Annotated in this window: 24 protein-coding genes; 11 read left to right on the top strand and 13 right to left on the bottom strand. The window is 61.7% G+C overall.

Going from position 1 to position 25,189, the window contains the following annotated elements:
- The first annotated feature begins 87 nt into the window (after positions 1 to 87).
- On the top strand, positions 88 to 1,125 hold the full coding sequence (ftsZ, locus tag ACM6UT_RS10575) for a cell division protein FtsZ (RefSeq protein WP_416797288.1): 1,038 nt from the start codon (positions 88 to 90) through the stop codon (positions 1,123 to 1,125).
- A 22-nt stretch (positions 1,126 to 1,147) separates the two neighbouring features.
- Here the strand turns inward: ftsZ and ACM6UT_RS10570 are convergent, their stop codons facing one another.
- On the bottom strand, positions 1,148 to 1,735 hold the full coding sequence (locus ACM6UT_RS10570) for an IMPACT family protein (protein ID WP_416797287.1): 588 nt from the start codon (positions 1,733 to 1,735) through the stop codon (positions 1,148 to 1,150).
- Positions 1,736 to 2,231: 496 nt separating this feature from the next.
- Here ACM6UT_RS10570 and ACM6UT_RS10565 point away from each other — a divergent pair, with 496 nt between their 5' ends.
- The 5 genes from ACM6UT_RS10565 to ACM6UT_RS10545 all read left to right on the top strand — a co-directional run bounded on the left by ACM6UT_RS10565 (position 2,232) and on the right by ACM6UT_RS10545 (position 7,644).
- The gene (locus ACM6UT_RS10565) at positions 2,232 to 3,827 is read left to right on the top strand and encodes an ABC transporter substrate-binding protein (RefSeq protein WP_416797286.1); all 1,596 of its coding nucleotides are present in this window, start codon (positions 2,232 to 2,234) and stop codon (positions 3,825 to 3,827) included.
- Positions 3,828 to 3,991: 164 nt separating this feature from the next.
- Positions 3,992 to 4,996 (top strand): ABC transporter permease subunit, encoded by a 1,005-nt coding sequence (locus ACM6UT_RS10560; RefSeq protein ID WP_416797285.1) that lies wholly within the window; start codon positions 3,992 to 3,994, stop codon positions 4,994 to 4,996.
- 14 nt (positions 4,997 to 5,010) lie between these two features.
- Positions 5,011 to 5,934: an ABC transporter permease subunit gene (locus ACM6UT_RS10555; RefSeq protein ID WP_416797284.1), complete on the top strand. Its 924-nt coding sequence runs from the start codon at positions 5,011 to 5,013 to the stop codon at positions 5,932 to 5,934.
- A 1-nt stretch (position 5,935) separates the two neighbouring features.
- Positions 5,936 to 6,787 carry an ABC transporter ATP-binding protein gene (locus ACM6UT_RS10550; protein ID WP_416797283.1) on the top strand — a complete coding sequence of 284 codons (852 nt, stop codon included), beginning with the start codon at positions 5,936 to 5,938 and terminating at the stop codon, positions 6,785 to 6,787.
- On the top strand, positions 6,784 to 7,644 hold the full coding sequence (locus ACM6UT_RS10545; RefSeq protein ID WP_416797282.1) for a dipeptide ABC transporter ATP-binding protein: 861 nt from the start codon (positions 6,784 to 6,786) through the stop codon (positions 7,642 to 7,644). The genes ACM6UT_RS10550 and ACM6UT_RS10545 overlap by 4 nt, the downstream gene beginning before the upstream one ends.
- 50 nt (positions 7,645 to 7,694) lie before the next feature.
- Here ACM6UT_RS10545 and ACM6UT_RS10540 read toward each other — a convergent pair whose 3' ends face one another.
- The 6 genes from ACM6UT_RS10540 to ACM6UT_RS10515 form a co-directional block, all read right to left on the bottom strand.
- On the bottom strand, positions 7,695 to 8,645 hold the full coding sequence (locus ACM6UT_RS10540) for an oligopeptide/dipeptide ABC transporter ATP-binding protein (RefSeq protein ID WP_416797281.1): 951 nt from the start codon (positions 8,643 to 8,645) through the stop codon (positions 7,695 to 7,697).
- Between the two features lie 17 nt (positions 8,646 to 8,662).
- A complete protein-coding gene (locus ACM6UT_RS10535) occupies positions 8,663 to 9,649 on the bottom strand; it encodes an ABC transporter ATP-binding protein (protein WP_416797280.1) in 987 nt (328 codons plus the stop codon).
- Entirely contained in the window at positions 9,646 to 10,560 is a 915-nt protein-coding gene (locus ACM6UT_RS10530; protein ID WP_416797335.1) for an ABC transporter permease, read from the bottom strand. Before ACM6UT_RS10530 ends, ACM6UT_RS10535 begins: the two co-directional genes overlap by 4 nt.
- A complete protein-coding gene (locus ACM6UT_RS10525; protein WP_416797279.1) occupies positions 10,515 to 11,465 on the bottom strand; it encodes an ABC transporter permease in 951 nt (316 codons plus the stop codon). Before ACM6UT_RS10525 ends, ACM6UT_RS10530 begins: the two co-directional genes overlap by 46 nt.
- 115 nt (positions 11,466 to 11,580) lie before the next feature.
- Positions 11,581 to 13,110: an ABC transporter substrate-binding protein gene (locus ACM6UT_RS10520; RefSeq protein ID WP_416797278.1), complete on the bottom strand. Its 1,530-nt coding sequence runs from the start codon at positions 13,108 to 13,110 to the stop codon at positions 11,581 to 11,583.
- 202 nt (positions 13,111 to 13,312) lie between these two features.
- On the bottom strand, positions 13,313 to 13,546 hold the full coding sequence (locus ACM6UT_RS10515; protein WP_416797277.1) for a hypothetical protein: 234 nt from the start codon (positions 13,544 to 13,546) through the stop codon (positions 13,313 to 13,315).
- A 115-nt stretch (positions 13,547 to 13,661) separates the two neighbouring features.
- On the opposite strand from ACM6UT_RS10515, the gene ACM6UT_RS10510 reads away from it, so the two are divergent.
- From ACM6UT_RS10510 to ACM6UT_RS10500, 3 genes are read left to right on the top strand one after another with little or no spacing between them, the layout of a single operon-like run.
- Positions 13,662 to 14,369, top strand: coding sequence for a FadR/GntR family transcriptional regulator (locus ACM6UT_RS10510; RefSeq protein ID WP_416797334.1), 708 nt, complete (start codon positions 13,662 to 13,664; stop codon positions 14,367 to 14,369).
- Between the two features lie 9 nt (positions 14,370 to 14,378).
- Positions 14,379 to 15,581 (top strand): mandelate racemase/muconate lactonizing enzyme family protein, encoded by a 1,203-nt coding sequence (locus tag ACM6UT_RS10505; RefSeq protein WP_416797276.1) that lies wholly within the window; start codon positions 14,379 to 14,381, stop codon positions 15,579 to 15,581.
- A gap of 32 nt (positions 15,582 to 15,613) precedes the next feature.
- A complete protein-coding gene (locus ACM6UT_RS10500; RefSeq protein WP_416797275.1) occupies positions 15,614 to 16,537 on the top strand; it encodes a DMT family transporter in 924 nt (307 codons plus the stop codon).
- 184 nt (positions 16,538 to 16,721) lie between these two features.
- Here the strand turns inward: ACM6UT_RS10500 and ACM6UT_RS10495 are convergent, their stop codons facing one another.
- From ACM6UT_RS10495 to ACM6UT_RS10470, 6 genes are all read right to left on the bottom strand, one after another.
- A complete protein-coding gene (locus ACM6UT_RS10495) occupies positions 16,722 to 17,726 on the bottom strand; it encodes a TRAP transporter substrate-binding protein (RefSeq protein ID WP_416797274.1) in 1,005 nt (334 codons plus the stop codon).
- 46 nt (positions 17,727 to 17,772) lie between these two features.
- Positions 17,773 to 19,050: a TRAP transporter large permease gene (locus ACM6UT_RS10490; protein ID WP_416797273.1), complete on the bottom strand. Its 1,278-nt coding sequence runs from the start codon at positions 19,048 to 19,050 to the stop codon at positions 17,773 to 17,775.
- Positions 19,050 to 19,583, bottom strand: coding sequence for a TRAP transporter small permease (locus ACM6UT_RS10485; protein WP_416797272.1), 534 nt, complete (start codon positions 19,581 to 19,583; stop codon positions 19,050 to 19,052). The genes ACM6UT_RS10490 and ACM6UT_RS10485 overlap by 1 nt, the downstream gene beginning before the upstream one ends.
- A 5-nt stretch (positions 19,584 to 19,588) precedes the next feature.
- Positions 19,589 to 20,755: a fumarylacetoacetate hydrolase family protein gene (locus ACM6UT_RS10480; RefSeq protein ID WP_416797271.1), complete on the bottom strand. Its 1,167-nt coding sequence runs from the start codon at positions 20,753 to 20,755 to the stop codon at positions 19,589 to 19,591.
- A 226-nt stretch (positions 20,756 to 20,981) separates the two neighbouring features.
- A complete protein-coding gene (locus ACM6UT_RS10475) occupies positions 20,982 to 21,698 on the bottom strand; it encodes a FadR/GntR family transcriptional regulator (protein WP_416797270.1) in 717 nt (238 codons plus the stop codon).
- 35 nt (positions 21,699 to 21,733) lie between these two features.
- Positions 21,734 to 23,173, bottom strand: coding sequence for an FAD-binding oxidoreductase (locus ACM6UT_RS10470; RefSeq protein ID WP_416797269.1), 1,440 nt, complete (start codon positions 23,171 to 23,173; stop codon positions 21,734 to 21,736).
- A gap of 135 nt (positions 23,174 to 23,308) precedes the next feature.
- Here ACM6UT_RS10470 and denD point away from each other — a divergent pair, with 135 nt between their 5' ends.
- Complete coding sequence (gene denD, locus ACM6UT_RS10465) at positions 23,309 to 24,292, top strand: D-erythronate dehydrogenase (protein WP_416797268.1); 984 nt, start codon at positions 23,309 to 23,311, stop codon at positions 24,290 to 24,292.
- Positions 24,289 to 25,188, top strand: a complete 900-nt coding sequence (locus ACM6UT_RS10460; protein ID WP_416797267.1) for an NAD(P)-dependent oxidoreductase — start codon at positions 24,289 to 24,291, stop codon at positions 25,186 to 25,188. The genes denD and ACM6UT_RS10460 overlap by 4 nt, the downstream gene beginning before the upstream one ends.
- Position 25,189 lies beyond the last annotated feature (1 nt).

The following is a 25,189-nucleotide window of genomic DNA, read 5'->3' as shown; positions in this document are numbered from 1 at the left end:
GCATCGTGCCGGCCGGAGGCCGGACAGTACCAATTCCGGCCGCCAGCGCGCAGCGCTGAGCGGCTTCAACGGCTCCGGGAGACGAGCATGACGGACAACAGGAAACCGGAGATTACCGAGATGCGGCCCAAGATAGCGGTCATCGGTGTCGGAGGCGGCGGCGGCAACGCGGTCAACAACATGATCGCCGAGGGGCTGGAGGGCGCGGAATTCATCGTTGCCAATACGGATGCCCAGGCTTTGACGATGTCTAAGGCCGCGCGGATCATCCAGCTGGGCGCGACAGTGACGCAGGGGCTCGGCGCCGGCTCCTTGCCCGAGGTTGGACGTGCCGCAGCCGAGGAGTCGATCGACGAGATCATGGACCATCTGGCCGGCACACATATGTGCTTTGTGACGGCTGGCATGGGTGGCGGCACGGGAACCGGTGCTGCGCCCGTCATCGCGGAGGCGGCGCGCCGGGCCGGCATTTTGACCGTCGGGGTTGTCACCAAACCCTTTACCTTCGAGGGGCGGCGGCGCATGCAGGCGGCGGAGGCAGGCATCGAACGCCTGCGGGAAAGCACCGATACCGTCATCGTCATTCCGAACCAGAATCTCTTCCGCGTCGCAGACGCCAAGACCACCTTTGCCGATGCATTCTCGATGGCCGACCGGGTGCTCTATTCCGGCGTCGGATGCATCACCGACCTGATCGTCAAGGAAGGCCTGATCAATCTCGATTTCGCCGACGTGAAGACGGTGATGCGCGACATGGGGCGCGCCATGATGGGAACGGGCGAAGCCTCCGGTGAGGCCCGCGCCATGAAGGCGGCGGAAGCGGCAATCTCGAACCCTCTGCTCGACGAAGTCTCGATGAAGGGTGCCCGCGGCGTGCTGATTTCGATCTCCGGCGGCACCGACATGACCCTGTTCGAAGTGGACGAGGCTGCCACCCGCATCCGCGACGAAGTCTACCACGACGCCAACATCGTCGTGGGTGCAATCTTTGACCAGAGCCTTGCCGGAAAGTTCAGGGTTTCTGTGGTCGCGACCGGACTGAGCGATCCCCTCTCGGCGGAAGACGCAGCGGTGGCCGGAGGTGAGGGACACATGAGCGAAGGCATGTCCCGACTGTTGCAGTAGCTGCTGTGGTGGCCCCGACGATCTAGGTTGATACGAGAAGGATCGAGCGGCCGCTCGTCACATCGCCAACGAGTCGGCGAACGTTCGTGATCTCGCGCTCAGGAAGGGCAAGCGTGAGCTCGGCGCCTTCGGCCGTGAACACCTCGTCCTCAATGCTGAGGTAGGGCACAGAAAGCAGGCGCGTCTTGACAATAGCCAGGTCGGCAAAGCCGGCCCGTACTTGTGCGGGTACTCGCGGGACGACGAGGCTCTTTGGCGCAGCGCGAAGGCAAGCCGCTGCAGTTCCTCCGTATGCGCGGATCAGGCCGCCAGTGCCGAGCAGGATGCCGCCAAACCAGCGGCTGACAACGACGGCCACGTTGTCCAGCGACTGTCCGTCGATCGCCTGCAGGATCGGTTTGCCGGCGGTACCGCTCGGCTCACCGTCGTCATTGAATCGGTATACCGCGCCGACACGCCAAGCCCAGCAGTTGTGGCCGGCGGACGATTCCGAGTGGACTTCGATGAAATTCTTGGCCGCCGCCTCGCTCGTGATCGGACCAGAGACAGCCTGAAAACGGCTTTTCCGGATTTCTTGCGCAAAGGTCTCGATGGTCTGAAGCGTGTACATTTCCGATCTCCCGGCACCCGGCTTAAGACACCGGCACCAAGAAGGCTAGAGTTCCAATCTCCAGCAGGTCAGACCAACTGTCGGTGGTCTCGTCCAAAAAGCGACCTCAAAACTGCCAAAAAACGCCTCATTCGCGGTTTCGATCACATTTTTGCGGCAAGTTCGTGTCATCGGCTCGACAAGCGGTTTGTAATCGCTATGCTGCGCCCCATACCGCTTTGGTGGTAGAAAAATACTAAAATCGTGCCAATTCAAGAAAACACGAATGACGATCGGCTCGACCCGAACAAAATTCTCCCCTTCTCAGTTTCTTCGATCAGCGCAGCCGGCCGTCGGTGTAGCCTTGATTTTGGAAGAGACCGCCTCGGGTTTTCTCGCGGCGAGGTGGCGAACGCGTGTGTGTAAGAGTTCGGAGAATGTGGCCAGCCCTCGCGGGTGGCGCGAGCCGTTGAAACAACTCGGGCCGGTGGTCCGGTCCTCAATTGGGAGACACACTATGAAGTACAAACTGGGTATCGCTGCTGCACTGCTTTCGGCGACCTTCTTCGCCAGTGCCGCGAGCGCCAAGACCTTCGTCTATTGCTCCGAAGGTTCTCCGGAAGGCTTCGACCCCGGTCTTTACACGGCCGGCACCACATTCGATGCCTCTGCGCATCCGGTCTACAGCCGACTGCTGGAATTCGAACCTGGTACGACCAAGCCGGTCGCGGGTCTCGCCGAGAGCTGGACGGTCTCCGAGGACGGTAAAGAATACGTCTTCAAGCTGCGCAAGGATGTCAAGTTCCATACGACGGACTTCTTCACGCCGACCCGCACTCTGAACGCGGACGATGTCGTCTTCTCGATCGATCGCCAGATCAACAAGAGCAATCCCTGGAACCAGTATGTTGCCGGTGCTGCATGGGAATATGCGGCAGGCATGGGCTTCCCGGATCTGATCAAGGCGGTCGAAAAGGTCGACGACCTGACGGTCAAGTTCGTCCTCAATCGCCCGGAAGCGCCGTTCCTCGCCAATCTCGCAATGCCTTTCGCTTCGATCGTTTCGAAGGAATATGCCGATAGCCTGGACGCTGCCGGCAAGAAGGAACAGCTGAACCAGATGCCGGTCGGAACCGGACCGTTCGTCTTCGTCGGTTACCAGCAGGACGCCGTCATCCGCTACAAGAAGAATGCCGACTACTGGGGCGGAGCTCCGAAGATCGATGACCTCGTCTTCGCGATCACGACCGATGCAGCAGTGCGCTATCAGAAGCTGAAGGCCGGCGAATGCCACCTGATGCCCTATCCGAATGCCGCCGATGTCGAAACCATGAAGTCCGATCCGGCCCTCACGGTCATGGAACAGGAAGGCCTCAACGTCGCCTACGTCGCCTACAACACGACCCAGGCACCGTTCGACAAGGTCGAGGTCCGCAAGGCACTCAACAAGGCGATTAACAAGCAGGCGATCGTCGACGCCATCTTCCAGGGCATGGCGACGCCGGCGAAGAACCCCATTCCGCCGACCATGTGGTCCTATAATGATAAGGTCGAAGACGACACCTACGATCTCGACGCCGCCAAGAAGATGCTCGAAGAAGCCGGCGTCAAGGACCTGTCCATGAAGCTGTGGGCGATGCCGGTTTCGCGTCCCTACATGCTGAATGCGCGCCGTGCTGCCGAAATCATCCAGGACGATTTTGCAAAGATCGGGGTGAAAGCCGAAATCGTGTCCTACGAGTGGGCCGAGTATCTCGACCGCTCCAAGGCGAAGGATCGTGACGGCGCCGTCATGCTCGGCTGGACCGGCGACAATGGCGATCCGGACAACTTCCTCGACACCCTGCTCGGCTGCGACGCCGTCGGCGGCAACAACCGTGCCCAGTGGTGCAACAAGGAGTTCGACGAGCTTGTGAAGAAGGCGAAGGTGACGTCCGATCAGGCCGAGCGGACGAAGCTTTATGAAGAGGCTCAGGTCGTCTTCAAGCGCGAAGCGCCGTGGGCCACGCTCGACCACTCGCTGTCGGTTGTGCCGATGCGCAAGGAAGTCAGCGGCTTCGTACAGAGCCCGCTTGGTGATTTCACCTTCGAGAACGTCGATATCGCCGAGTAAAGGCGTATATTAGAACTTTTGCCGCGGGATGCGTTGCGTCTCCCGCGGCATTCGTACTAATAGAGCACCCAATTGAAGCAGGTCATGCTTGGCGGCTGAGGTCTGGCCGTTCCGGATGCGTATCCGTCAATCAGATCTTCCGCAGACACAGCGACAGGTTCCCTATGTTCAGCTTCCTTTTGCGGCGCCTAGCCGTGTTGATCCCGACCTTCATCGGGGTTTCGATCATCGCCTTTTCGTTCATCCGGCTGTTGCCGGGCGATCCCGTTGCGCTGCTTTCCGGCGAGCGGGTGATGTCGCCGGAGCGCCACGCCGAAATCAGCGCGCACCTCGGCCTGGATAGGCCGCTCGTCGTACAGTATCTCGATTATCTCGGTGGGATCGTCACCGGCGATTTCGGTACTTCTATCGTCTCGAAGACGCCTATCCTCGAGCAGTTCCTCTCTCTCTTTCCTGCCACGGTTGAACTGTCGTTGTGCGCGATCGTCATCGCCGTCATCCTCGGTATCCCGGCGGGTGTCTTTGCGGCAATCAAGCGAGGTTCATTCTTCGACCAGACCCTCATGGGAATCGCGCTTGTCGGGTATTCCATGCCGATCTTCTGGTGGGGGCTGCTGCTGATCATCCTGTTTTCTGGTATCCTCCAATGGACGCCGGTCTCTGGCCGCATCTCGCTGATGTATTTCTTCCCGCCCGTTACCGGTTTCATGCTGATCGACTCCCTCTTGTCGGACCAGAAAGGCGCCTTCCTTTCCGCGCTCAGTCATCTTGTGCTGCCGTCGATCGTGCTCGCGACGATACCGCTTGCGGTGATCGCGCGGCAGACGCGCTCGGCGATGCTGGAGGTGCTCTCCGAAGATTACGTGCGCACAGCGCGCGCAAAGGGACTCTCGCCGTTCAGGGTGATCGGGGTCCATGCGCTGCGAAACGCCATGATCCCAGTCATCACGACGATCGGCCTGCAGATCGGCGTCATGCTCGCGGGAGCAATCCTGACCGAAACGATCTTCTCCTGGCCGGGGATCGGCAAATGGATGGTCGATTCCGTCTTCCGCCGTGACTACCCGGTCATCCAAGGTGGCCTCTTGCTGATCGCGGCCATCATCATGATCGTCAATCTCATCGTTGATCTGCTTTACGGCCTGATCAACCCTCGTATCCGGCACTAGAAGGAGAAAATCCCATGGCCGATACCATCAACGATATCGACAACTCTCCGGAGGTCCTCTCGACCGCCGCGCTGCGGCGGAAGATGCTCAAGGAATTCTGGTTCTACTTTTCCGAAAACCGCGGCGCCGTCATCGGGCTCTTCGTCTTTCTCCTGTTGGTGATCGTCGCCGTCTTTGCGCCGTTTATCGCCCCGCATTCTCCTTTTGAGCAGTACCGCGACGCGGTGCTTCTTCCGCCGGCATGGGTAGAGGGCGGCCGCGGCACCTATCTGCTCGGCACCGATCCTGTCGGCCGCGACATCCTTTCCCGTCTTCTCTACGGCGCGCAGTATTCGTTGTTCATCGGCGTCTTCGTGACCACGCTGTCGTTGTCGTCAGGCGTCCTGATCGGGGTCTTCGCAGGTTATTACCGCGGTTGGGTCGACACCATCATCATGCGCCTGATGGACATTATCCTCGCCTTCCCGTCCCTTCTGCTCGCGCTCGTGCTGGTCGCGATCCTGGGACCGGGCCTGACCAACGGCATGATCGCCATCGCGCTCGTCTTGCAGCCGCACTTCGTGCGTCTTACGCGCGCGGCGGTCATGAGCGAGAAAGGTCGCGACTACGTCACGGCGTCCCGCCTTGCGGGCGCCAGCCCGCTACGGCTCATGTTCCGGACCATCCTTCCGAACTGCATGGCGCCTTTGATCGTTCAGGGGACACTGTCTTTCTCCAATGCCATCCTCGATGCGGCAGCGCTCGGCTTCCTGGGCATGGGCGCCCAGCCGCCGGCGCCAGAATGGGGAACGATGCTCGCCGAAGCGCGCGAATTCATCCTTCGCGCCTGGTGGGTCGTCACCTTCCCCGGTCTTGCAATCCTCATCACCGTGCTGGCGATCAACCTGATGGGCGACGGCCTGCGCGACGCACTCGATCCGAAGATGAAGAGGTCGTGACATGGCCCTGCTCGAAATCCAGAATCTGACGGTCGAGTTCGAAACCGCAACGGGGTGGTTCAAGGCCGTCGACGGCGTATCGCTCTCGGTCGATGCCGGTGAAGTGCTGGCGATCGTCGGTGAATCCGGCTCGGGAAAGTCGGTTTCCATGCTGGCCGTTATGGGGCTTTTGCCCTGGACGGCGAAGATCACCGCCGATCGAATGCTGTTTCAGGGGCGCGACATCCAGAACCTATCGCCAGCGGCCCGCAGAGAGCTGATCGGCAAGGACATCGCGATGATCTTCCAGGAGCCGGTCGCAAGCCTCAATCCGTGTTTCACGGTCGGCTTCCAGATCGAGGAAGTCCTTCGCGTGCATATGGGAATGGACAGGAAGACGCGCCGAACGCGAGCGGTGGAACTTCTCCGCCAGGTCGGGCTTCCCAATCCGGAAGAACGGCTCGGCCATTTCCCGCACCAGATGTCCGGTGGTCAGTGCCAGCGCGTGATGATCGCCATGGCAATCGCCTGCAATCCGAAGCTTCTGATCGCCGACGAACCGACCACAGCGCTCGACGTCACCATCCAGAAACAGATTCTCGACCTCCTGATGTCGCTGCAGGCGAAGAACGGCATGGGACTCATCATGATCACCCACGACATGGGTGTGGTGGCCGAGACGGCCGATCGAGTGATCGTCCAGTACAAGGGTCGCAAGATGGAAGAAGCCGACGTTCTGTCGCTCTTCGAGTCGCCGAAGAGCAACTACACCAGAGCGTTGCTTTCCGCGCTGCCGGAAAACGCAACCGGTGACCGCCTGACGACGGTTTCCGACTTCATGACCGGAGCGGAAGCCGCGGGAGAAGACGCATGAGCGCTACGCAGGAAAAGACCAGGCCGATGCTCGAGATCCGCGACATCAAGCGCGACTATCATGTGCCGACTGGCCTCTTCAAACCGGAAAAGATCGTTCATGCAGTGAAGGGGGTATCCTTCTCTCTGGAGACCGGAAAGACGCTGGCGATCGTCGGCGAAAGCGGTTGCGGCAAGTCGACTCTCGCCCGCATCCTGACCTTCATCGACGAACCGACCTCAGGCGAGCTCTTTATCGATGGCAACAAGGTCGACACCCGGCCGGGACACCTGACCCCCGAGATGCGCCGGAAGGTGCAGATCGTCTTCCAGAACCCTTACGGATCGCTCAACCCTCGTCAGAAGATCGGAGATGTCCTCGGTGAACCACTGCTGATCAATACCGGCATGTCGGCGGCCGAGCGGCGGGAGCGGGCGACCGAGATGCTGGTCAAAGTTGGTCTCGGCCCGGAGCACTACAACCGGTATCCGCATATGTTCTCCGGCGGTCAGCGCCAACGCATTGCGATTGCCCGCGCCTTGATGCTCAATCCGAAGCTTCTCGTCCTCGATGAGCCGGTATCGGCCCTCGACCTTTCCGTCCAGGCGCAGGTCCTCAATCTCCTCGCAGACCTGCAGGACGAGTTCGGGCTGACCTACGTCTTCATCAGCCACGACCTTTCGGTGGTTCGCTACATCGCCGACGAAGTGATGGTGATGTATTTCGGTGAGGCCGTCGAATACGGCACGCGCGATGCGGTGTTTTCCGACCCGCAGCATGACTACACGAAGACGCTGTTTGCGGCGACGCCGCGGGCAGACGTCGAGTCGATCCGCGCACGTCTGGCTGCGAAGGGTCGGCTGAAGGCGGCCGGCTGATGATCACGCTGCCGGCGGCCCCTGCCATTGCGGATGCCGCCGGTTCAGCATTAGGGTCTGTCGAAACCCGGGCGATGGCAGGCGACGGAGCGTCCGGGTGACGCCGGAAGCAATTCCGGTCGTTCCGCCGCGCATCGTTCAATAGCAAACGGACACCTTGTTTGGAACGCGCAGCCGTTTTCTCCTGCCGGCGCGCCGAGCGGCGCTCGGGCCTGTGGCTTCAATCGAGGGAGCGCTCGGACACTCGGTTCGGCGGCCGCCAGAGCTTGCGAATAGGGATGGCGTGGCGTCCGAAAGACCTCGTCGGCCGGCCCCGTCTCCACGATCCGGCCGCCACACATCACGCCCACGGTGTCCGCGATGCAATCAACCGCTGCGAGATTGTGGCTGATGAAGAGGAACGCAACGCCGCGGCGCTCGCGCAGATCCATCATGAGATTGAGTATCTGGGCCTGAACCGATAGATCGAGCGCGGAGACGGGCTCGTCGGCGATGACCAACCTCGGTTCAGTCACCAGCGCCCGGGCTATCGCGATGCGCTGGCGTTGCCCACCGGAGAATTCATGCGGATAGCGGCGCATATGGTCGACGGACAGTCCGACACCCTCGAGCACTTCGGCCACCCTGTCCTCAATCTGCCCACGACCGAGATGTCCCGGCAAGGCATGAAGCGGCTCGGCCACGGTCTTGCCGATCCGCTGGCGTGGGTCCAGGGATCCGAACGGGTCCTGGAATACCATCTGGAATGCGCTGCGCCGGTGCATAAGCTGGCGAGTAGGCAAAGCGAAGAGGTCATCGCCGTCGAACACGACCTTGCCGGACGTCGGCCGATCGAGCGCCGCAACGATGCGTGCGAGCGTCGATTTCCCGGAGCCGGATTCACCGACCAGACCGAAGATGCTCGCGGGTTCCATCCGGAGCGACACGGCGTCAAGCGCACGGTGGCGATGTGGCGCGGAAAACACGGCGTGTGAGATGTAGTCACGCGTCACTTCTTGCACGTCGAGAAGGGGGGCTTTCATCGGGACGTCCCCCGGCCTGGGTCATGGATGCAGCGGCTTCCCCTTCCCACCGGCAAGGAGATCCAGGGCGGGTCCACCTCATGGCACCGCGCCTCACGCTCCGGGCACCGATCGGAAAAGGCGCAGCCGCGCGGAAGATGAGCGACGCGTGGCACTGCTCCCGGAATGGCGGCGAGGCGCTGTCCTCTTTCGAGACGATGCGGGACGGCGTGCATAAGACTGCGCGTGTACGGATTGAAGGGATCGGCGAGAACCGCATGGGTCGCTCCCTCCTCCATGATCCGTCCTGCATACATCACGATCATGCGCTCGCAGATCCTTGCGACGACGCCGAGGTCGTGGCTGACGAAGATAAGCGCCATGCCCTGCTCGCGCACGAGTTCATCAAGGATGTCGAGGATCTCCGCCTGCACGGTGACGTCCAGAGCTGTCGTGGGCTCGTCCGCGATCAGCAAGGCAGGTTCTAGCGCAAGGGCGATCGCGATGCCGACACGCTGGCGCTGCCCGCCGGACATCTCGTGCGGATAGGTTCCGGCCCGACGGCGGGCGTCCGGAATCCGCACCCGGTCTAGTAGTCGGAGAGCCTCAATACGGGCGGTCTGCCAGCTCATTCCCCGGTGCCAGACGAGACCCTCCGCAACTTGATCGCCAACCGTCATGGCTGGATTGAGGGCCGTCGCCGGTTCCTGGAAGATCATGCCGATCCTGTTTCCACGCACTTGGCACATCTCGTCCTCCGAGAGCGCCAGCAGATCTTGCCCCTCGAAGGCAATGCGTCCCTCCGCACTGGCCGCCGAGGGCAGTAAGCCCATGATCGCGAGGGCGAGCAGGGACTTTCCGGACCCGGATTCCCCGACTATTCCGAGGGTCTCGCCCCGTCGCAGATCGAACGAGATATTGTCCAACGCCGAGGACACCGCGCCGTCGCGCCCGTGGAGCGACACGTTCAACCCGTTGGCGGCAAGTAGGGTTTCGTCCCTCATGAGCCCCCCTCGGTTCGAGGATCGAACAAGTCGCGCAGTCCATCACCCAGCATGTTGAAGCCGAGGACTGCGGTTGCTATGGCCAGACCCGGGAGGAGCGCAAGCCATGGAGCGGTTTCGAGATAGGTCTGCGCGTCGGCGAGCATGCGGCCCCATGTCGGTCCGGGCGGCGGCATCCCGAGCCCGAGGAAGCTCAGGCCCGCCTCGGTCAGAATTGCGAGACCGAGCTGGATCGTCGCCTGTACGATGATCTGGTTCGCGATGTTGGGAAGCACGTGCTCGATGGTGATGCGCAAGTCGCCCTTGCCCGCGCCGCGTGCGGCGAGGACATAATTGCGCGACCAGACCTGCCGTGCCGCGCCGGCGGCGACACGTGCAAAGACAGGGACCATGAACACCGCGATGGCGATCACCGCGGTCCCCCGTCCCGTCCCGAGAAATGCGCCGAGCATCATGGCCGACAAGATCGGCGGAACGGCAAAGATCACGTCTGCCGTGCGCATGACGAATGCTTCCGCAAGACCACGTCTGGCGGCGGCAAACATCCCGATCAGAGTCCCCGCCGAGGCGCCGATGGCGACGGCCGCGGCGGCGATCGATAACGAGTTCCATGCTCCGGCCATCAGCATGGATAAGACGTCGCGTCCGTATTGGTCGGTCCCGAGCAGACCGTAGGATAGCGGCGGCTGCAGCTTGTGCGTGATCTGCATCTTGCCCGGAGGGAGGGGCGTCCACACCAGTGAGATGAGCGCAACGGCGACGAGAGTGGTGGTCAGTAATCCGCCGGCGATGAGTCCTGTGCTGCGTCTCGGCGTCCGGCGGACCAGCCGGCCGGCCTTCGTCGTCCCGATCTCGTCGATGCGCCTCATGTCGTCGCCTCGCGCAGTCGCGGGTCGAGAAAGAGGTAGGATAGATCGACCAGGAAATTCACGATCACCACGAGGCCGGCAAAGAACAGGACGACGTCCTGCAAGACGACGACATCCCGTTGCATCAGCGACTGGTAGGCGAGCCTGCCCAACCCCGGCAGGTTGAAGAGATTCTCGACCAGGATCGCGCCGGCGACGAGGAAGGTGAATTGCAGGCCGAGAATCGTAATGACCGGAACCATGGCGTTTGGAACGGCGTGCCGCCAAAGCGCGACTCTTTGTGGAAGGCCCTTGGCGCGGGCGGTGCGCACATAGTCTTCGTTCAACACCTCGAGGACGGCCGTGCGGGTTACGCGGGTCAGAACGCCGGCCTGCGGGAGGGCGAGTGCGACGGCCGGCAAGACGAGCGGTTTCAACGCCGCCCAAAGGCCCGATTCCCAGCCTGGGAAACCACCCGACGGCATGATGCGGAGGCGGACGGAAAAGAAGAGAATCAATAGTAACGCGACCCAAAAGCCCGGCACCGCGATGAAGAGTTGCGAGAGAACGCCGACGACACGGTCGAAGGCGGAACTGCGCCGGGCTGCAGAAAGGGCTCCGAGCGGCACAGCGATCGCAACCGAGAGGACGACCGCAATAATGGCCAAAGGAAGGGTGACTGCAAGACGCTCAGAAAGGAGTTCCGAAACCGGAACGCCGTAGACATAGGAGGTGCCGAAATCGCCACGAACGGCATTCGCAAGCCACATAAAATAGCGAAGCAGGAGCGGCTGATCGAGCCCGAGTTCGTTGCGCAAGGCGGCAAGCGTGTCCGGGCTGGCCGATGTACCGAGCATGATCGCTGCGGTGTCGCCTGGCAGCACGTTCATGACGACGAAGACAAGCACCGACACGGCAAGAAGGGTCAGCAGCAGGCTTGCCACTCGACGCGTCAGTAGAGATAGCATTGCAGATCTCCCGTACCGGCGCAGGTGGCGAGGCCAAGGCCTTGCTCTGCTTCGCCGCCGGCGCCGACGCGCATTGCGTACCGGCGCTCGCTTACGGTCCTCCCGAGAGTAGTACTCATTCTTTCCAACGAACGTCCGTCAACACATTCGAGGGAATCGGCTCGTTCCGCCAAAGCCCCTCGATCCCCTTGTTCCAAACTCCGAGCTTGGGCATCACGAATAGGTACAGCGCAGGTACATCCTCCGCGAGGACTTTCTGGACATCGCCATAGATCGCATCTCGTGCAGCCGGATCGGTTGTCTGCTCCGCCTTTCTGATGAGGTCGTTCAGTATCGGATTCTTGTAGTTGAAGTAGTAGGAATCGCGACTGTAGATGTCGACGTCCATGGGCTCGGCGTGAGCGACGATCGTCATGTCGTAGTCGGCATTCTTGAAGACTTCCTGCACCCACTTCGCAGGGAATTCCGTGGGTTCGATGGTCATCGTCACGCCGATTTCCGCAAACATGGCCTGTATGATCTCAGCGCTGCGGGCGGCATAAGACATTTGCGGCGCTCGCATCACGAAGCTGAAGCCATCGGGATAACCGGCTTCCGCAAGCAGAGCCCTGGCCTTTTCCGGATCGTAGGGATAGATGCCGGTCAGGTCGGTGAAGCCCGGATCGTTCGGTGTGTAGTGGCTTCCGATCGGCGTTCCGAAGCCGGACCAGGCACCATCGACCAGTGTCTTGCGGTCGAGCGCCATCATCAGCGCCTGGCGGACACGCTTGTCGTTGAACGGTTTTCGGGCATTGTTCATGCCAGCGACGACCTTGAGTTCCGTGTTGCCGATGACGGTCGTCAGGTTCGGGTCGTTCTCGAAGCTACCGACGAGCTCCGGCGCGCCGAACTCCGGAAAGGCATCGACGTCGCCGGACTTCAGGGCGGCCGCCTGGGCCTGCGGATCCGATATGAAGCGGAACGTGATCTTGTCCAGTCCGATCGACACCTCCTTGTTCCAGTAGTCCGGATTAGCGGCGAGTTCGACCTTGTCGCCTTTCGCCCACCGGACGAACCGGAACGGACCTGTCCCGACCGGTGTCGTCTTGTCGCTTTCAGCGGTCCTGGTCCCCACGATCACGGACGACGGCCATGCGAGCCAGTAGAGCAGACTGCCGGCCGGCTCGTCGAGCTTCAGGACGAGCGTCTCTGCGTCCGGCGTCTCAATTGCCGCAATCGATGAAAAGAAGCGCTTCTGCGGATTGACCGAGTCTGCGCCGCGGGCGCGCTCCAGAGACGCTTTCGCGACAGCAGAATCAAACGTCTCCCCGTCGTGAAAGATCACGTTCCGTTGCAGTTTGAAGGTGTAGGTAAGACCGTCGGCGGAAATGGTCCAGCTCTTTGCAAGCTGAGGCTTGATATTGCCGTCGTGGTCGATGGTGACGAGACCTTCGAAGACGTTCTGCCACGTAACCTGACCGATTGCGACGGGCGCAGCGATTGTGGGGTCAAGCCCGATCGGCTCGATTGCCATGCCGAGAACGAGCGACCTGTCGGATATCCCGCCGAGGACAGTCGCCGGTGCAGCAAGGATGGCCGCAGCCACGAAACCGAAGAGAAGCCTGTTCGACAGACGACGTCCGGTCGTCCGAAAGGCGTTGATCATCAAAGTGTCCCCTCCTGAAGCGCGTTGCCGGACGTCACGCGTCGGCACTCTCACCGGAAATAGTGGCATCTCGCAACCGCGCGCACAACGGCGTTTCTGCCATCGTCCGCATACGCGAGCGTTCGATTGTCGCTCCTCAGTCGATCAAGCGAGGGCGTTTGGCGGTGACGTTGGAAGTATCGGAGTCGTCCGGGTCCTATCGTCAGTCGGCGAGCGCGGACGACCGTAGGAGGAGACGCTCGGCCTCCGCCATCATCAGCGGTCCGACGCCCTTCACATCGTCGGTCGGTAAGGGCTCCGACAGGTGGGTAGGTGGGTTCCGCCCCTCGTGGCGCAACGCTTTTTCCAGCAGCGAGCGGAGTGCCGCTCGTCCAATCTCCGGTCGACACGTCGCGACGTTCAACTGCGCCGCCATCAGATAGACATAGGCGAACATGGAAAAGCTGATCGGAAGGCGCTGATTTTTTGTCGAGGCGAGGCTATGTTTTTGCAAAGCTGTATTATAGGTCTTTCGGAAGACGTAGGAGACTCATGTGGATCAGGGTGCCACCTTGCAACCGGCCGCGGCATCATCCGGTGACTTTGTTGCTGTCACGATGACGGCGATCACCCGGTTCATCCGGGAGAACGCGTTGAAGCCCGGCGATCGTCTTCCGGCAGAATCCGTGCTTACCAGAGAACTTCACGTCTCCCGCACGGTTATCCGGGAGGCTCTTCGTTCGCTCGCGGCCCTTCGTCTGGTCGATCTCGGAGCCGGGAAGCGTCCGGCCGTTGCGCAACTCGACGACGAGATGATGGCCATGATGATGGCGCACGGCGTCACTACCGATCAGATCGGCGTACAGCACATCTATGATGCCCGTCGAACCATTGAAGGTCGCACGGCCGCGTTGGCGTCGCTTCGCCGTACCGATGCAGAAGCGCACGAGATACTCACCCACGCCCGGGCCATGGAACAGGATTTCGACGAGCCTTCCTTGGTCATGGAACACGACATCGCTTTCCATCTGGCCATCGCACGAGCGTCGCGCAATCCGGTTTTTGCACTGGTCGTTGGAGCCTTCCGCGGGGTGATGCGCGAAACCTGGCCTATCGGCTGGCGCAGCCGGGCGCGCGACGAGGATCGGCGGACCGTGGCCCGCCTGCATGTGGAACTGGCCGAGGCAATCGCCGCCGGCGATCCGAGGATCGCCGTTGATCCCATGAACCGGCACTTCGACGACAGCACAAAGGCGCTTCTGATTGCCGGACTGATTTGAGGAAAACTTATGAAGATAACGGCACTCGAAACGGTGCGCGTGGCCGAGCGCGCCAATCTGCTTTGGCTTTTGGTTCACACGGACGAAGGCATCACGGGCCTGGGGGAGACCTTCTTCGGTGCGGAAACCGTTGAAAGCTACGTGCATGAATACATCGCGCCCCGGGTAATCGGTCGCGACCCGCTGGAAATCGATCGGCTTGCAGCCGATCTCGTCGGGTATCTCGGCTTTCGCTCCTCGGGTGCCGAAGTACGGGGCAATTCCGCCTTCGATATCGCGCTCTGGGATATATTCGGCAAGGCGACAGGTCAGCCGATCGCACAGTTGCTCGGAGGCTTCACGAGGCGGGAGATCCGCACTTACAACACCTGTGCCGGAACCGAGTACATCAAGAAGACGAGCGGGCAGACGACTGCAAATTACGGGCTTTCCGAGGGACGCGACTACGACGACCTGAACGGCTTCCTCCACCGCGCCGACGAACTGGCCCATTCGCTGCTCGAGGACGGCATCACGGCGATGAAGATCTGGCCGTTCGACGCCGCCGCCGAGAAGTCGCGGGGCCAATACATCTCCATGGCGGATCTGAAACAGGCGCTGCAGCCGTTCGAGAAGATTCGCGCCGCCGTCGGCGACAAGATGGACATCATGGTCGAGTTCCACTCCATGTGGCAGCTCCTGCCGGCCATGCAGATCGCCAAGGCGCTCACGCCGTTCCAGACCTTCTGGCACGAAGATCCGATCAAGATGGATAGCCTGTCCAGCCTCAAGCGTTATGCCGAGGTTTCGCCGGCGCCGATCTCCGCGTCTGAAACCCTCGGCTCGCGCTGGGCCTTTCGCGATTACCTGGAGACCGGCGCTGCCGGCGTCGTCATGCTCGACATTTCCTGGTGCGGCGGCCTGTCGGAAGCGCGAAAGATCGCCGCCATGGCCGAGGCCTGGCATCTGCCGGTCGCGCCGCACGACTGCACCGGCCCGGTGGTGCTGTGCGCCTCGACGCATCTGTCGCTCAACGCACCCAATGCGCTGGTGCAGGAAAGCGTGCGCGCCTTCTACCGCACGTGGTACCGGGATCTGGTGACCGCCCTCCCCGAGGTGAAGAACGGCATGATTACGGTTCCGCCAGGCCCGGGTCTCGGCATGGAACTCAATCCCGAACTCGAGCGGGCCTTCGCGGTCTCCCGCCGCATCTCCGACGCGTCCAGCATCTGAACGACGTACGAACCAGACGGAAGAAGAAACCAATGACACAGACGACTGAAACAGCCTTGGGCGGCAGCCGATACCGTGCCATGGCTGGCCCCGCGGTCATGCTGCTCGGCATGCTGATGTTCGCGCTGAATGATGCCATGGGCAAATGGCTCGTCGCCAGTTACGGCCTCGGCCAGGTCATCCTGATCCGCAGCATCGCCGCCCTTCTTATTCTCGCGCCGTTCCTCTGGCGCGCCGGAAAGAAGCCGATCGTCGAGGCCGAGCGACCGCTCATGCAGTTCGCGCGCGTCGTCTTCTCGACCATGGAAGTGTTCTGCTTCTACTACGCGGTCATGTACCTGCCGCTTGCCGACGTGATGACCTACTGGCTGGCAGCACCGATCTACGTCGCCGCCGCCTCGCCGCTGCTGCTCGGCGAAAAGGTCGGCTGGCGCCGCTGGAGCGCGATCTTCATCGGCTTCGTCGGCGTCATCATCACACTCGAGCCCTCGAGCGCCATGTTCACCATGCCGGCGATCATCTCCATTCTCGGTACCTTTGCCTTCGCCTTCATGCTGCTTTCGGGCCGCAGCCTCCGCGGCACGCCCGACAAGACGCTGGTCCTGTTCCAGGTCGGCGGGGCCGGACTTGCCGGGCTGGTGTTTGCGCCTTTCGACTGGACGCCGCTGACCTCGGTTGCCGAAGTTGCCCTGCTCGGACTGCTCGGCGTCGTCGCCATGGGTGCCCACATGCTGGTCAACCGCGCACTGAAGATCTCGGATGCAGCGACCGTCGCGCCGCTGCAATACACGCTGCTGCTCTGGGCGATCCTGTTCGGCTGGATGTTCTTCGGCGACGTTCCCCGCCTGACCATGTTGCTGGGCGCCGCCTTGATCGTCGGCTCCGGTATGTTCATCTTCTTCCGCGAACAGCAGTTGAAGCGGCGCCAACCCGATCGCCCGCTCGACGTGCCCTGATCCTATCGACGGAGGGATTGACGGGTGACGAAAGGGCCGCGGCGACGACGCGGCCCTTTTTCATGCGCGCTGGCAACCCCGGACGCCCGGATGACAAAAAGCCCACGACAACCGCCGTGGGCTTTTCCGTCTGGAGAGCGGCCGTGAAGGAGCACGGCCGCCTTTCTGTCGGTCGGGGAGCCGCTTACTTGCGGATCTCCGCCAGCTTGGCCAGAATGCCGTCGACGACGTCGGCGCCGATCTCGGCCTTGTGCTTTTCATAGACCACCATGGACTTCTCGCGAATGCGAGCCTGTTCCTCGGCAGACAGGGTGTTGACCTCGAGACCGGCGGCCTTGATCTTCTCCAGCGACTTCTTGTTCAGGTCCTGGATGACCTTGCGCTCTTCGTCACGGCCGACGACAGCGCAATCACGAAGCGCTGCCTGTTCTTCCGGCGCATAGGTGTCAAAGATCGCCTTGGAGAACAGGAACAGGAACGGCGTGTAGGCGTGGTTGGTCTCGGTGACGTACTTCTGCACTTCGTAGAACTTCGACGTGTCGATCGTCACATAGGGGTTTTCCTGCGCGTCGATCGCCTTGGTTTCCAGCGCCGAGAACACTTCGCCGAAGGCCATCGGAGTGGCATTGGCACCGAGGTTCTGGAAGGTGTCGAGGAAGATGTTGTTCTGCATGACGCGAACCTTCATGCCCTCGAAGTCTTCCCACTTGGTGACCGGGCGAACGGAGTTCGACAGGTTGCGGAAGCCGTTTTCCCAGTAGGCGAGGTTGATGAGGCCTGCTTCTTCGAGCTTCTTGTTCATCTGCGTGCCGAAGTCGCCGTCGAGAACCTTGTAGGCCTCATCAGCGCTGGCGAACAGGAATGGCAAGTCGAACACGCCGAGAGCCGGCACGATGCCGACCAGCGGCGAGGACGAGGTGACGACGGCTTCCTGAACGCCCGAGCGCAGGGCCTGGGTCGCCTGAAGGTCGCCGCCGAGCGCGCCGCCCCAGAAGGCGGTCAGTTTCAATTTGCCGCCGGACTTCTCATCGAGGCACTTCTGCATCGCTTCGATGCCGTTCCCGACCGGGTGGTCGGCATTGATCCCGTTGGAAACGCGAATATTGCGGTCGTTATATTCGGCGAATGCCGGCGCGGCGGCAGAGCATGCGAATGCGATGGCAGTTGTGGCAAGTAGCAGTCTTCTCATGGTATCCTCCCATTGAGTTAGATGAAGTGGCAAGTCTCGGCCGCAGTCAGTGCAGCCATCGGGCCGGTACGATGACGAGATCCGGAAACACGACGAGGGCGAAGAGAACGATGACCTGCGCGAGCAGGAAGGGTGCGACGCCGATCGTCACCTTGCCGAGCGGCACGCGTCCGACGCCGCTGACGACGTTCAGCACGACACCGACAGGCGGGGTCAGCAGCCCGATGCAGGTATTCATGATGAACAGCACCCCGAAATAGACCGGATCGATCCCCGCCTGCTTGATGATCGGCATCAGAACGGGCGTCAGGATCAGGATGGTGGGGGTCAGGTCGAGTGCGGTACCGACGACCAGCACGACGAGCATGATGACGATCATCAGCAGGATCGGGCGATCGATGAGGGGCTCGATATAACCGGTAATTTCGGCCGGAATGTTCGCCGCTGTAATTAGCCACGCCGAGACGAGCGCAGCACATACTAGGAACATGATGACGGCCGTCGTCTTGGCTGCCTGAAGAATGACATGCGGCAGCTCTCTAGGCGACAGTTCCCGGTAGATAAACATGCCGACGAAGAGGGCATAGGCGGCCGCGACCACGGCCGCTTCCGTCGGTGTCACGATGCCGGCCTTGATGCCGCCGAGAATGATGACCGGCATGCCGAGTGCCCAGAGCGCCCGGCCCGTCGCACCAACGCGTTCCTTCATCGGAGCGCGCGGCAGGGCCTCGATCTTGTCCTTGCGCACCACGAGCAGCCAGGTGACGACCAGCGCGATGCCCATCATCAGCCCGGGGACGATACCCGCCATGAACAGCTGCGTGATCGAGACATTGGCCGAGACGCCGAAGACGATGAAAGCCATCGACGGCGGGATGACCGGAGCAATGACGCCGCCGGCGGCAATGAGGCCGGCGGAGCGCGGGACGTTGTAGCCGGCCTTTGCCATCATCGGAATGAGGATGGCCGCAAGCGCTGCCGTGTCTGCGGCGGCAGAACCGGAGATACTGGCCATGATGACCGCCGCCATGATGGCGACAATGCCGAGGCCGCCGCGGATATGACCGACGCAGGCGATGGCGAAATCGATGATGCGCCGCGACAGCCCGCCGGCATTCATCAGCTCACCGGCGAGAATGAAGAATGGAATGGCGAGCAGGGTGAAGGTATCTGCGCCGGCGATCATGTTCTGGGCGATGATCTGGGTGTTGAACATGCCCATGAACCACATGAGCACGACGCCGCAGAACATCAATGCGAAGGCCACCGGGACGCCGACCGCCATGGCGCCGAGCAGAGAGACAATGAAGACGAGCAAGGTCATCAGGCGCGCTCCGACAAATGCTCAAGCGACATGTTTTCTCCGACGAAGGCGGAGATCTCTTCCTCGGTGACACGGCCTGTCAGCAGGCGGAAAAGGCGTTCGAGCGCGATCAACACGACGCCGGCGCCGGTGAAAAAGCCGATTCCGTAAACCCAGATCATCGGCAGTTTGGTGACCGGTGAGGTCATGCTGGCATTGATAGGTGCCTGTTTCCAGGTGCCCCAGAAGAAGATTGCCGATACCGCGATAATGACGATGTTCGAGAGGATCATGCAGATGATCCGGCCTTTGCGGCCGAACAGCACGACGAGAGTCTCAACGCCGAGATGGGCGTGCTCGCGAAATGCCACGACGGCGCCGACGAAAGTCAGCCAGACGAAGAAATAGCGCGAGAGTTCGTCGGAAACGTTGAGGCCGGAATTGAAGCCATACCGCATGACCACGTTGACGAAGACCATCACCGCCATCGCCGACAGAAAGAAGATCAGCAGCACTTCCAGGACGCGATAGAACGTATCGATTATCTTCTGCATCGCCCTCAAACCCTGTCCAGAAGGCCGCGGGCAGCCAGATTGCGGATCAAGGCGGTTGTGCCGAACGTCCATTCCGGACAGGCGTCGCTGCGTTCCACCCAATTCACCAAGCGGCCGAGCTTGGGTGTCGAAATTTCGACGCGGTCACCGATCTCGTGGGTAAAGCCGAGGCCAGCGCCGTGGCGGTCCTTCACAGGTGCGAACATGGTGCCGAGGAAGAGTACCGCGCCGTCCGGGTACTGGTGGCTGCGGTTCAGCATCTGGGACACCAGGTTCTCGGGGGACCGGCTTATTGCTTCCATCGGGCTTTCACCTGACATCTGGAAGCCGTCTTCGCCCTTTACCGTGAGTGATACCTTCACGCGCCGCAGGTCATCGAGCGTGAAAGCTTGGTCGAACAGGCGGATGAACGGTCCGATCGCACAGGAGGCGTTATTGTCCTTGGCCTTCCCGAGCAGAAGTGCCGACCGTCCCTCGACGTCGCGCAGGTTGACGTCGTTGCCGAGTGTTGCGCCGACGATCCGCCCGTCGGCCCGAACGGCGAGAACGACCTCGGGTTCCGGATTATTCCAGGAGGAGATCGGATGAAGGCCGACGAGCGCGCCGCAGCCCACCGCAGACATCGGCTGGGCCTTGGTGAAGATTTCGGCATCGGGTCCTATGCCGACCTCGAGATACTGTGACCACAGACCCATCTCCTGAAGCAGAGCCTTCACGCTCGCAGCCTGTGGCGAGCCCGCAACGAGACCACGCAGGCTGTCTCCGAGAACCGGTGCGAGGCGTGAGCGGATTTCCTGAGCGCGAAGTGGGTCGCCCTTGGCTTGCTCCTCGATCACGCGCTCGAGCATGCTGTCGGCAAAGGTCACCCCTGCGGCCTTGACTGCCTGCAGGTCGACGGGCGCGAGCAGAGTCCCTGCTCGACCAGATAGGAAATCGTCGAGCGATCCGAGGTCGGGGAAGGCGTTCGGCTCGCGCAATCTCGCAATCAGATCTTCAGCGTCGAGCAGTGTCGCCATGGTGGCTGCCAGCGACGTCAGAGACAGGATTCGGTTGTTCGAGACGAGGACGGGGCAGGGGCCGCCGGCGGCATTCGACCATACGCGACCGACCAGCAGGGCATCGGCCTCCTCAGGCAGGATGGTCTCCGCGCGAAGGATACGATCATTGTTCATCCTTGTTCCTCCCCCAGCTTTCCGTTTCAAAAGCTCGCCCAGAAGCGGGCTCGTTGCCGTATTGTCAGGATGTCAGACAACATTACCGCTGATTTTCTATTACTCCGTGTTGCTCATGTCCAGCGTCGAAAGAAGCGGAAGGCAGGAAAATTACCCGCTCCGATCGCGGCACGGCCTACCGGCGGAGCTTCCTTGATCTGCCGTGTGAAGCTACCGCTCCCAGCCGCTAGAAGGTCTCGAGCGTGAGATCGAGCCGGGATGCGGCGCCGAGCAGGTGCTGGCGCATTGCGTCGCGTGCTTTCAGAGGATCACGCAGTGCGACGGCGTCGCGGATCACGACGTGCTCGGCGATTGTCGCCTCGACAATTTCCTCAAGCACGGCCGCTGCGCGTGCCGCGTTGATCGCGTGACTGATCCGTTCGGCGATAAAGCCGATGAAGAGCGGGAAATATTCGTTATGGGTCGCGGCGGCGACAGCGCGATGGAAGGCGAGATCGGCAACGATGCCTTGCTCTGTCCATTTTTCCGCCCCGGTCATCTGGTCCAGCGCCGCGTTAAGTTGCTTCATGTCCTCGGTGTCGTGGTGAACGGCGGCAAGGCTCGCGGCCTCGATTTCGAGCGGCATGCGGAGCTGGAACAGGCTGCGGAAACTCTCGCGGTCGACGAGTTCCTCCTGCTCGATCCGGATCGTCGGCCGCGCATGCATATCCCGCACGAAGGCGCCGACGCCCTGACGGGTTTCAACGAGCCCTTCGTTTCGCAGTTGTGCGATCGCCTCGCGCACCACCGATCGACTGACGCCGAAGGCCTTGGCCAGAATGTGCTCGGTCGGCAGCTTGTCGCCCGGTTTGATGCGACCCTCACCGATCTCGCGTGTAATGTGGCTCGCAATTCGCGCCGGTAGATGCTCGCTTCGCCTGATCTGGCCGAAGTCTATCGCCATGGAAAACACTGCCTCTCGAACAACCCTCGCTTATTCTACGATAATTCCTTCAAATTCAATTGGCATCCCGGATTCATGACCCTTCTCGGGTCAATCGCCTTCTTGACTGCGGTCAGCAAGTGGCGCTGAACATGGGGCAGCCGTTCCTCGAAGTCGATGCGCTTCAGCCGACCGATGCCGTGTTCGGCGCTGATGCTGCCATGATAGCGATCGAGCACGGTGTTGATCACCTTCTTGGCTGCGTGGATGCGGTTCGATCGTTCGGCAGCCGGCAAGCCTGCGGGCGGAAGGACGTTCATATGCACGTTGCCGTCGCCGACGTGACCGTATGACACGCAGGTGCAATCCGGTGTGTTAGCCGCGACAGCTGCCTCGGCTTCCCTCACGAAGTCGGGAAGGCGCGATAGCTGCACCGAAATATCGGTGCGTAAATGCGTTCCGCGTCGCGCCTGACCCTCATTCATTCCCTCCCGGAAGAGCCACAGGTTGCGCGCCTGGGCGGCTGACGCGGCGATCACACCATCGAGCACCAGCCCGTCTTCCAGCACATTCTCCAGGAAACGCTGCATCAGGTCGTCGATGTCGACGAGGCCCGAGCCGGAGATCTCCATCAATACGTAGACGGGGCAGTTTCCGCCGATCGGCATTGCGAGATCGGGCATGGCCTCCCGGGCGAGTGTGAAGGCAATAGGAGGCATGAACTCGAAGGCGGACATGAGATCACAGCAATCTCGCCGTGCGCGACGATACAGTCGCATAACGTCTTCAAGCGAGTTCAACCCGAGCAGGGCCGTGGCCACCCGATCCGGAAACGGTGTCAGCTTAAGAGCGACGGCGGTGACAATGCCCAGCGTGCCTTCAGCACCAATGAACAATTGCTTGAGATCGATTCCGCGGTTGTCCTTCCTGAGCGTGGAGAGGGCGTCGAAGACCGTTCCGTCCGGCAACACGACCTCAAGGCCGAGTACCAGTTCCCGCGTCATCCCGTAGCGCAGAACGTTTATGCCGCCGGCATTGGTCGAGACGTTGCCGCCGATCCGGCAGCTCCCCTGTGCTCCGAGCGCGAGAGGAAAGAACATCCCCTTCGAGGCAGCAATCTCCTTGATTTCGGCAAGAATGCATCCAGCTTCGACGATCATGGAGAAGTCGTCAGGGTCGAGCGAGCGCACGGCCTTCATCCGCTCCAGACTGAGGATCACCTGAGTTTCCGGTCGGTCCGAGATCGCGCCCAGAACCAGCCCGGTGTTGCCGCCTTGCGGAACGATCGAAAGGCCGAGTTCCCGGCAGGTGCGGACGGCGTCGCAGACCTCGCCGGTTGAGCGGGGGCGCAGGACAGCGACGGCGTTGCTCGTGACGTCGCCGTGCCAATCGCGGCAATAGGGCAGCATTGCGGCCGCCTCGGTGAGGACCGCGGCATCGCCCAGGCGGGCACGGAGAGCAGCCTGCAGATCGGCTGTAGTGTGGGGGCTGTGCATTTTCACGCTTTCACGGTCTTCGGGTCTGGATCGGGGCGTTAAATCGTCTATTCTCAAACGAACCATATAAGGTTATCAGACAACCTTACAACATAATTTCGCGGGCGATCCGGTGCGCCCTGGAGGAGAGGTTTCATGCACGTCCTCATTATTGGCGCAGCAGGCATGGTCGGACGCAAGCTGGCAGGGCATCTCGCTGCATCGGGCCACCTCGGAGGTCATCCGGTCGAGGCGATGACCTTGGTGGATGTGGTGCAGCCGGAGGCGCCCGTGGGGTATGGCGGCACTGTCGTGGCCGAGATTGCTGACCTCTCAGCGTCAGGTACGGCGCGCAGGCTTGTAGCCGGCCGGCCCGACGTCATCTTCCACCTTGCGGCAATCGTCTCCGGTGAAGCGGAACTCGACTTCGACAAGGGTTATCGCATCAATCTCGATGGCACCCGTTATCTCTTCGATGCGATTCGGGAGATCAACAACGAGGACGGTTATCGGCCGCGCGTCGTCTTCACATCGTCGATCGCCGTCTTCGGCGCGCCTTTGCCCTATCCGATTCCTGACGATTTCCACACGACGCCGCTCACCAGCTACGGAACGCAGAAGGCGATTTGTGAGCTGTTGCTGGCGGATTTCAGCCGCCGCGGCTTTTTTGACGGAATCGGAATACGGCTGCCGACGATATGCATCCGGCCTGGGAAGCCGAACAAGGCTGCCTCCGGCTTCTTTTCGAGCATTCTGCGCGAGCCGCTGGCCGGGCAGGAGGCCATTCTGCCGGTCAGTGAGGATGTTCGCCACTGGCACGCCTCGCCGCGTTCGGCAGTGGGCTTCCTTGTTCATGGTGCGACGATCGACCTCGAAAAGGTCGGCCCGCGACGGAACCTCTCCATGCCAGGACTGAGTGCGACCGTCGGCGAGCAAATCGAGGCACTCCGGCGCGTTGCCGGCGACAAGGCGGTCGGGCTTATCCGGCGAGAACCGGACGAGATGATCATGAAGATGGTTGCCGGCTGGGCGCCGGGCTTCGAGGCCAAGCGCGCGACAGCTCTTGGCTTTGTTGCCGAAAAGTCGTTCGATGAGATCATTCGCGTTCACATCGAAGACGAAATGGGAGGAAAGCTGTGAGCGACACCAGCCAGGATCGGCCTTCGCGCATCGCATTTCTCGGAACGGGTCTGATGGGAGCGCCGATGGCCCGACGCCTGCTCGGTGCCGGCTTCAAAGTGACGGTCTGGAATCGGGACACGTCGAAAGCGGAAGCCCTGCGTCCGGCAGGGGCAGACGTCGCTGCGACGCCGGCGGATGCCGTGCGGGGTGCCGAGGTCGTGTTCACGATGTTGAGTGACGGCAAGGCGGTCGAGGACGTTGTCTTCACGTCAGGTTGCGCCGACGCCCTTCGGCCCGGCACCGTTCTGGTCGATACGAGTTCGATCGCTCCGCCGATCGCGAAGGACCACGCAGCGCGGCTTTCAGTGCGCGGGATACACCATCTCGATGCGCCCGTGTCCGGGGGCGTCGTCGGAGCAGAGGCCGGCACCTTGGCGATCATGGCCGGGGGGGACGCGGCGGTCGTCGAGCGTCTTTCGGCTGTCTTTGCCGCGCTCGGTCGGGTAACCCATGTCGGTCCGAGCGGCGCGGGGCAAATCTGCAAGCTTGCCAACCAGCAGATCGTTGCGATCACGATCGGAGCGGTGGCTGAGGCCATGGTACTGGTTGAGGCTGGTGGTGCCTCGCGGGAGAAGTTCCGGGAGGCAATACGCGGAGGATTTGCCGAAAGCCGGATCCTGGAACTGCACGGTGGCCGGATGATCGCCCGTGACTTCAAACCAGGCGGACCTTCCAGACTGCAATTGAAGGACCTGGACGCCGTGGCTTCAATGGCCGAGCAGTATTCGCTCGATCTGCCGCTGACGGAGCAGGTCCGGAGCGACTTTTCCGAGTTTGTCGCCGGCGGCGGTGGAGAGCAGGATCACAGTGCCTTGCTTCTCCACCTCGAACGGTTGAATGGGCAAAAGGCATAAG

Origin of the sequence: Ciceribacter azotifigens (genome assembly GCF_048159625.1) — a bacterium.
Classification (GTDB): domain Bacteria; phylum Pseudomonadota; class Alphaproteobacteria; order Rhizobiales; family Rhizobiaceae; genus Allorhizobium; species Allorhizobium azotifigens.
The sequence above is the reverse complement of the archived record's forward strand: the minus strand, read 5'-3'. Positions and strand labels throughout refer to the sequence as shown.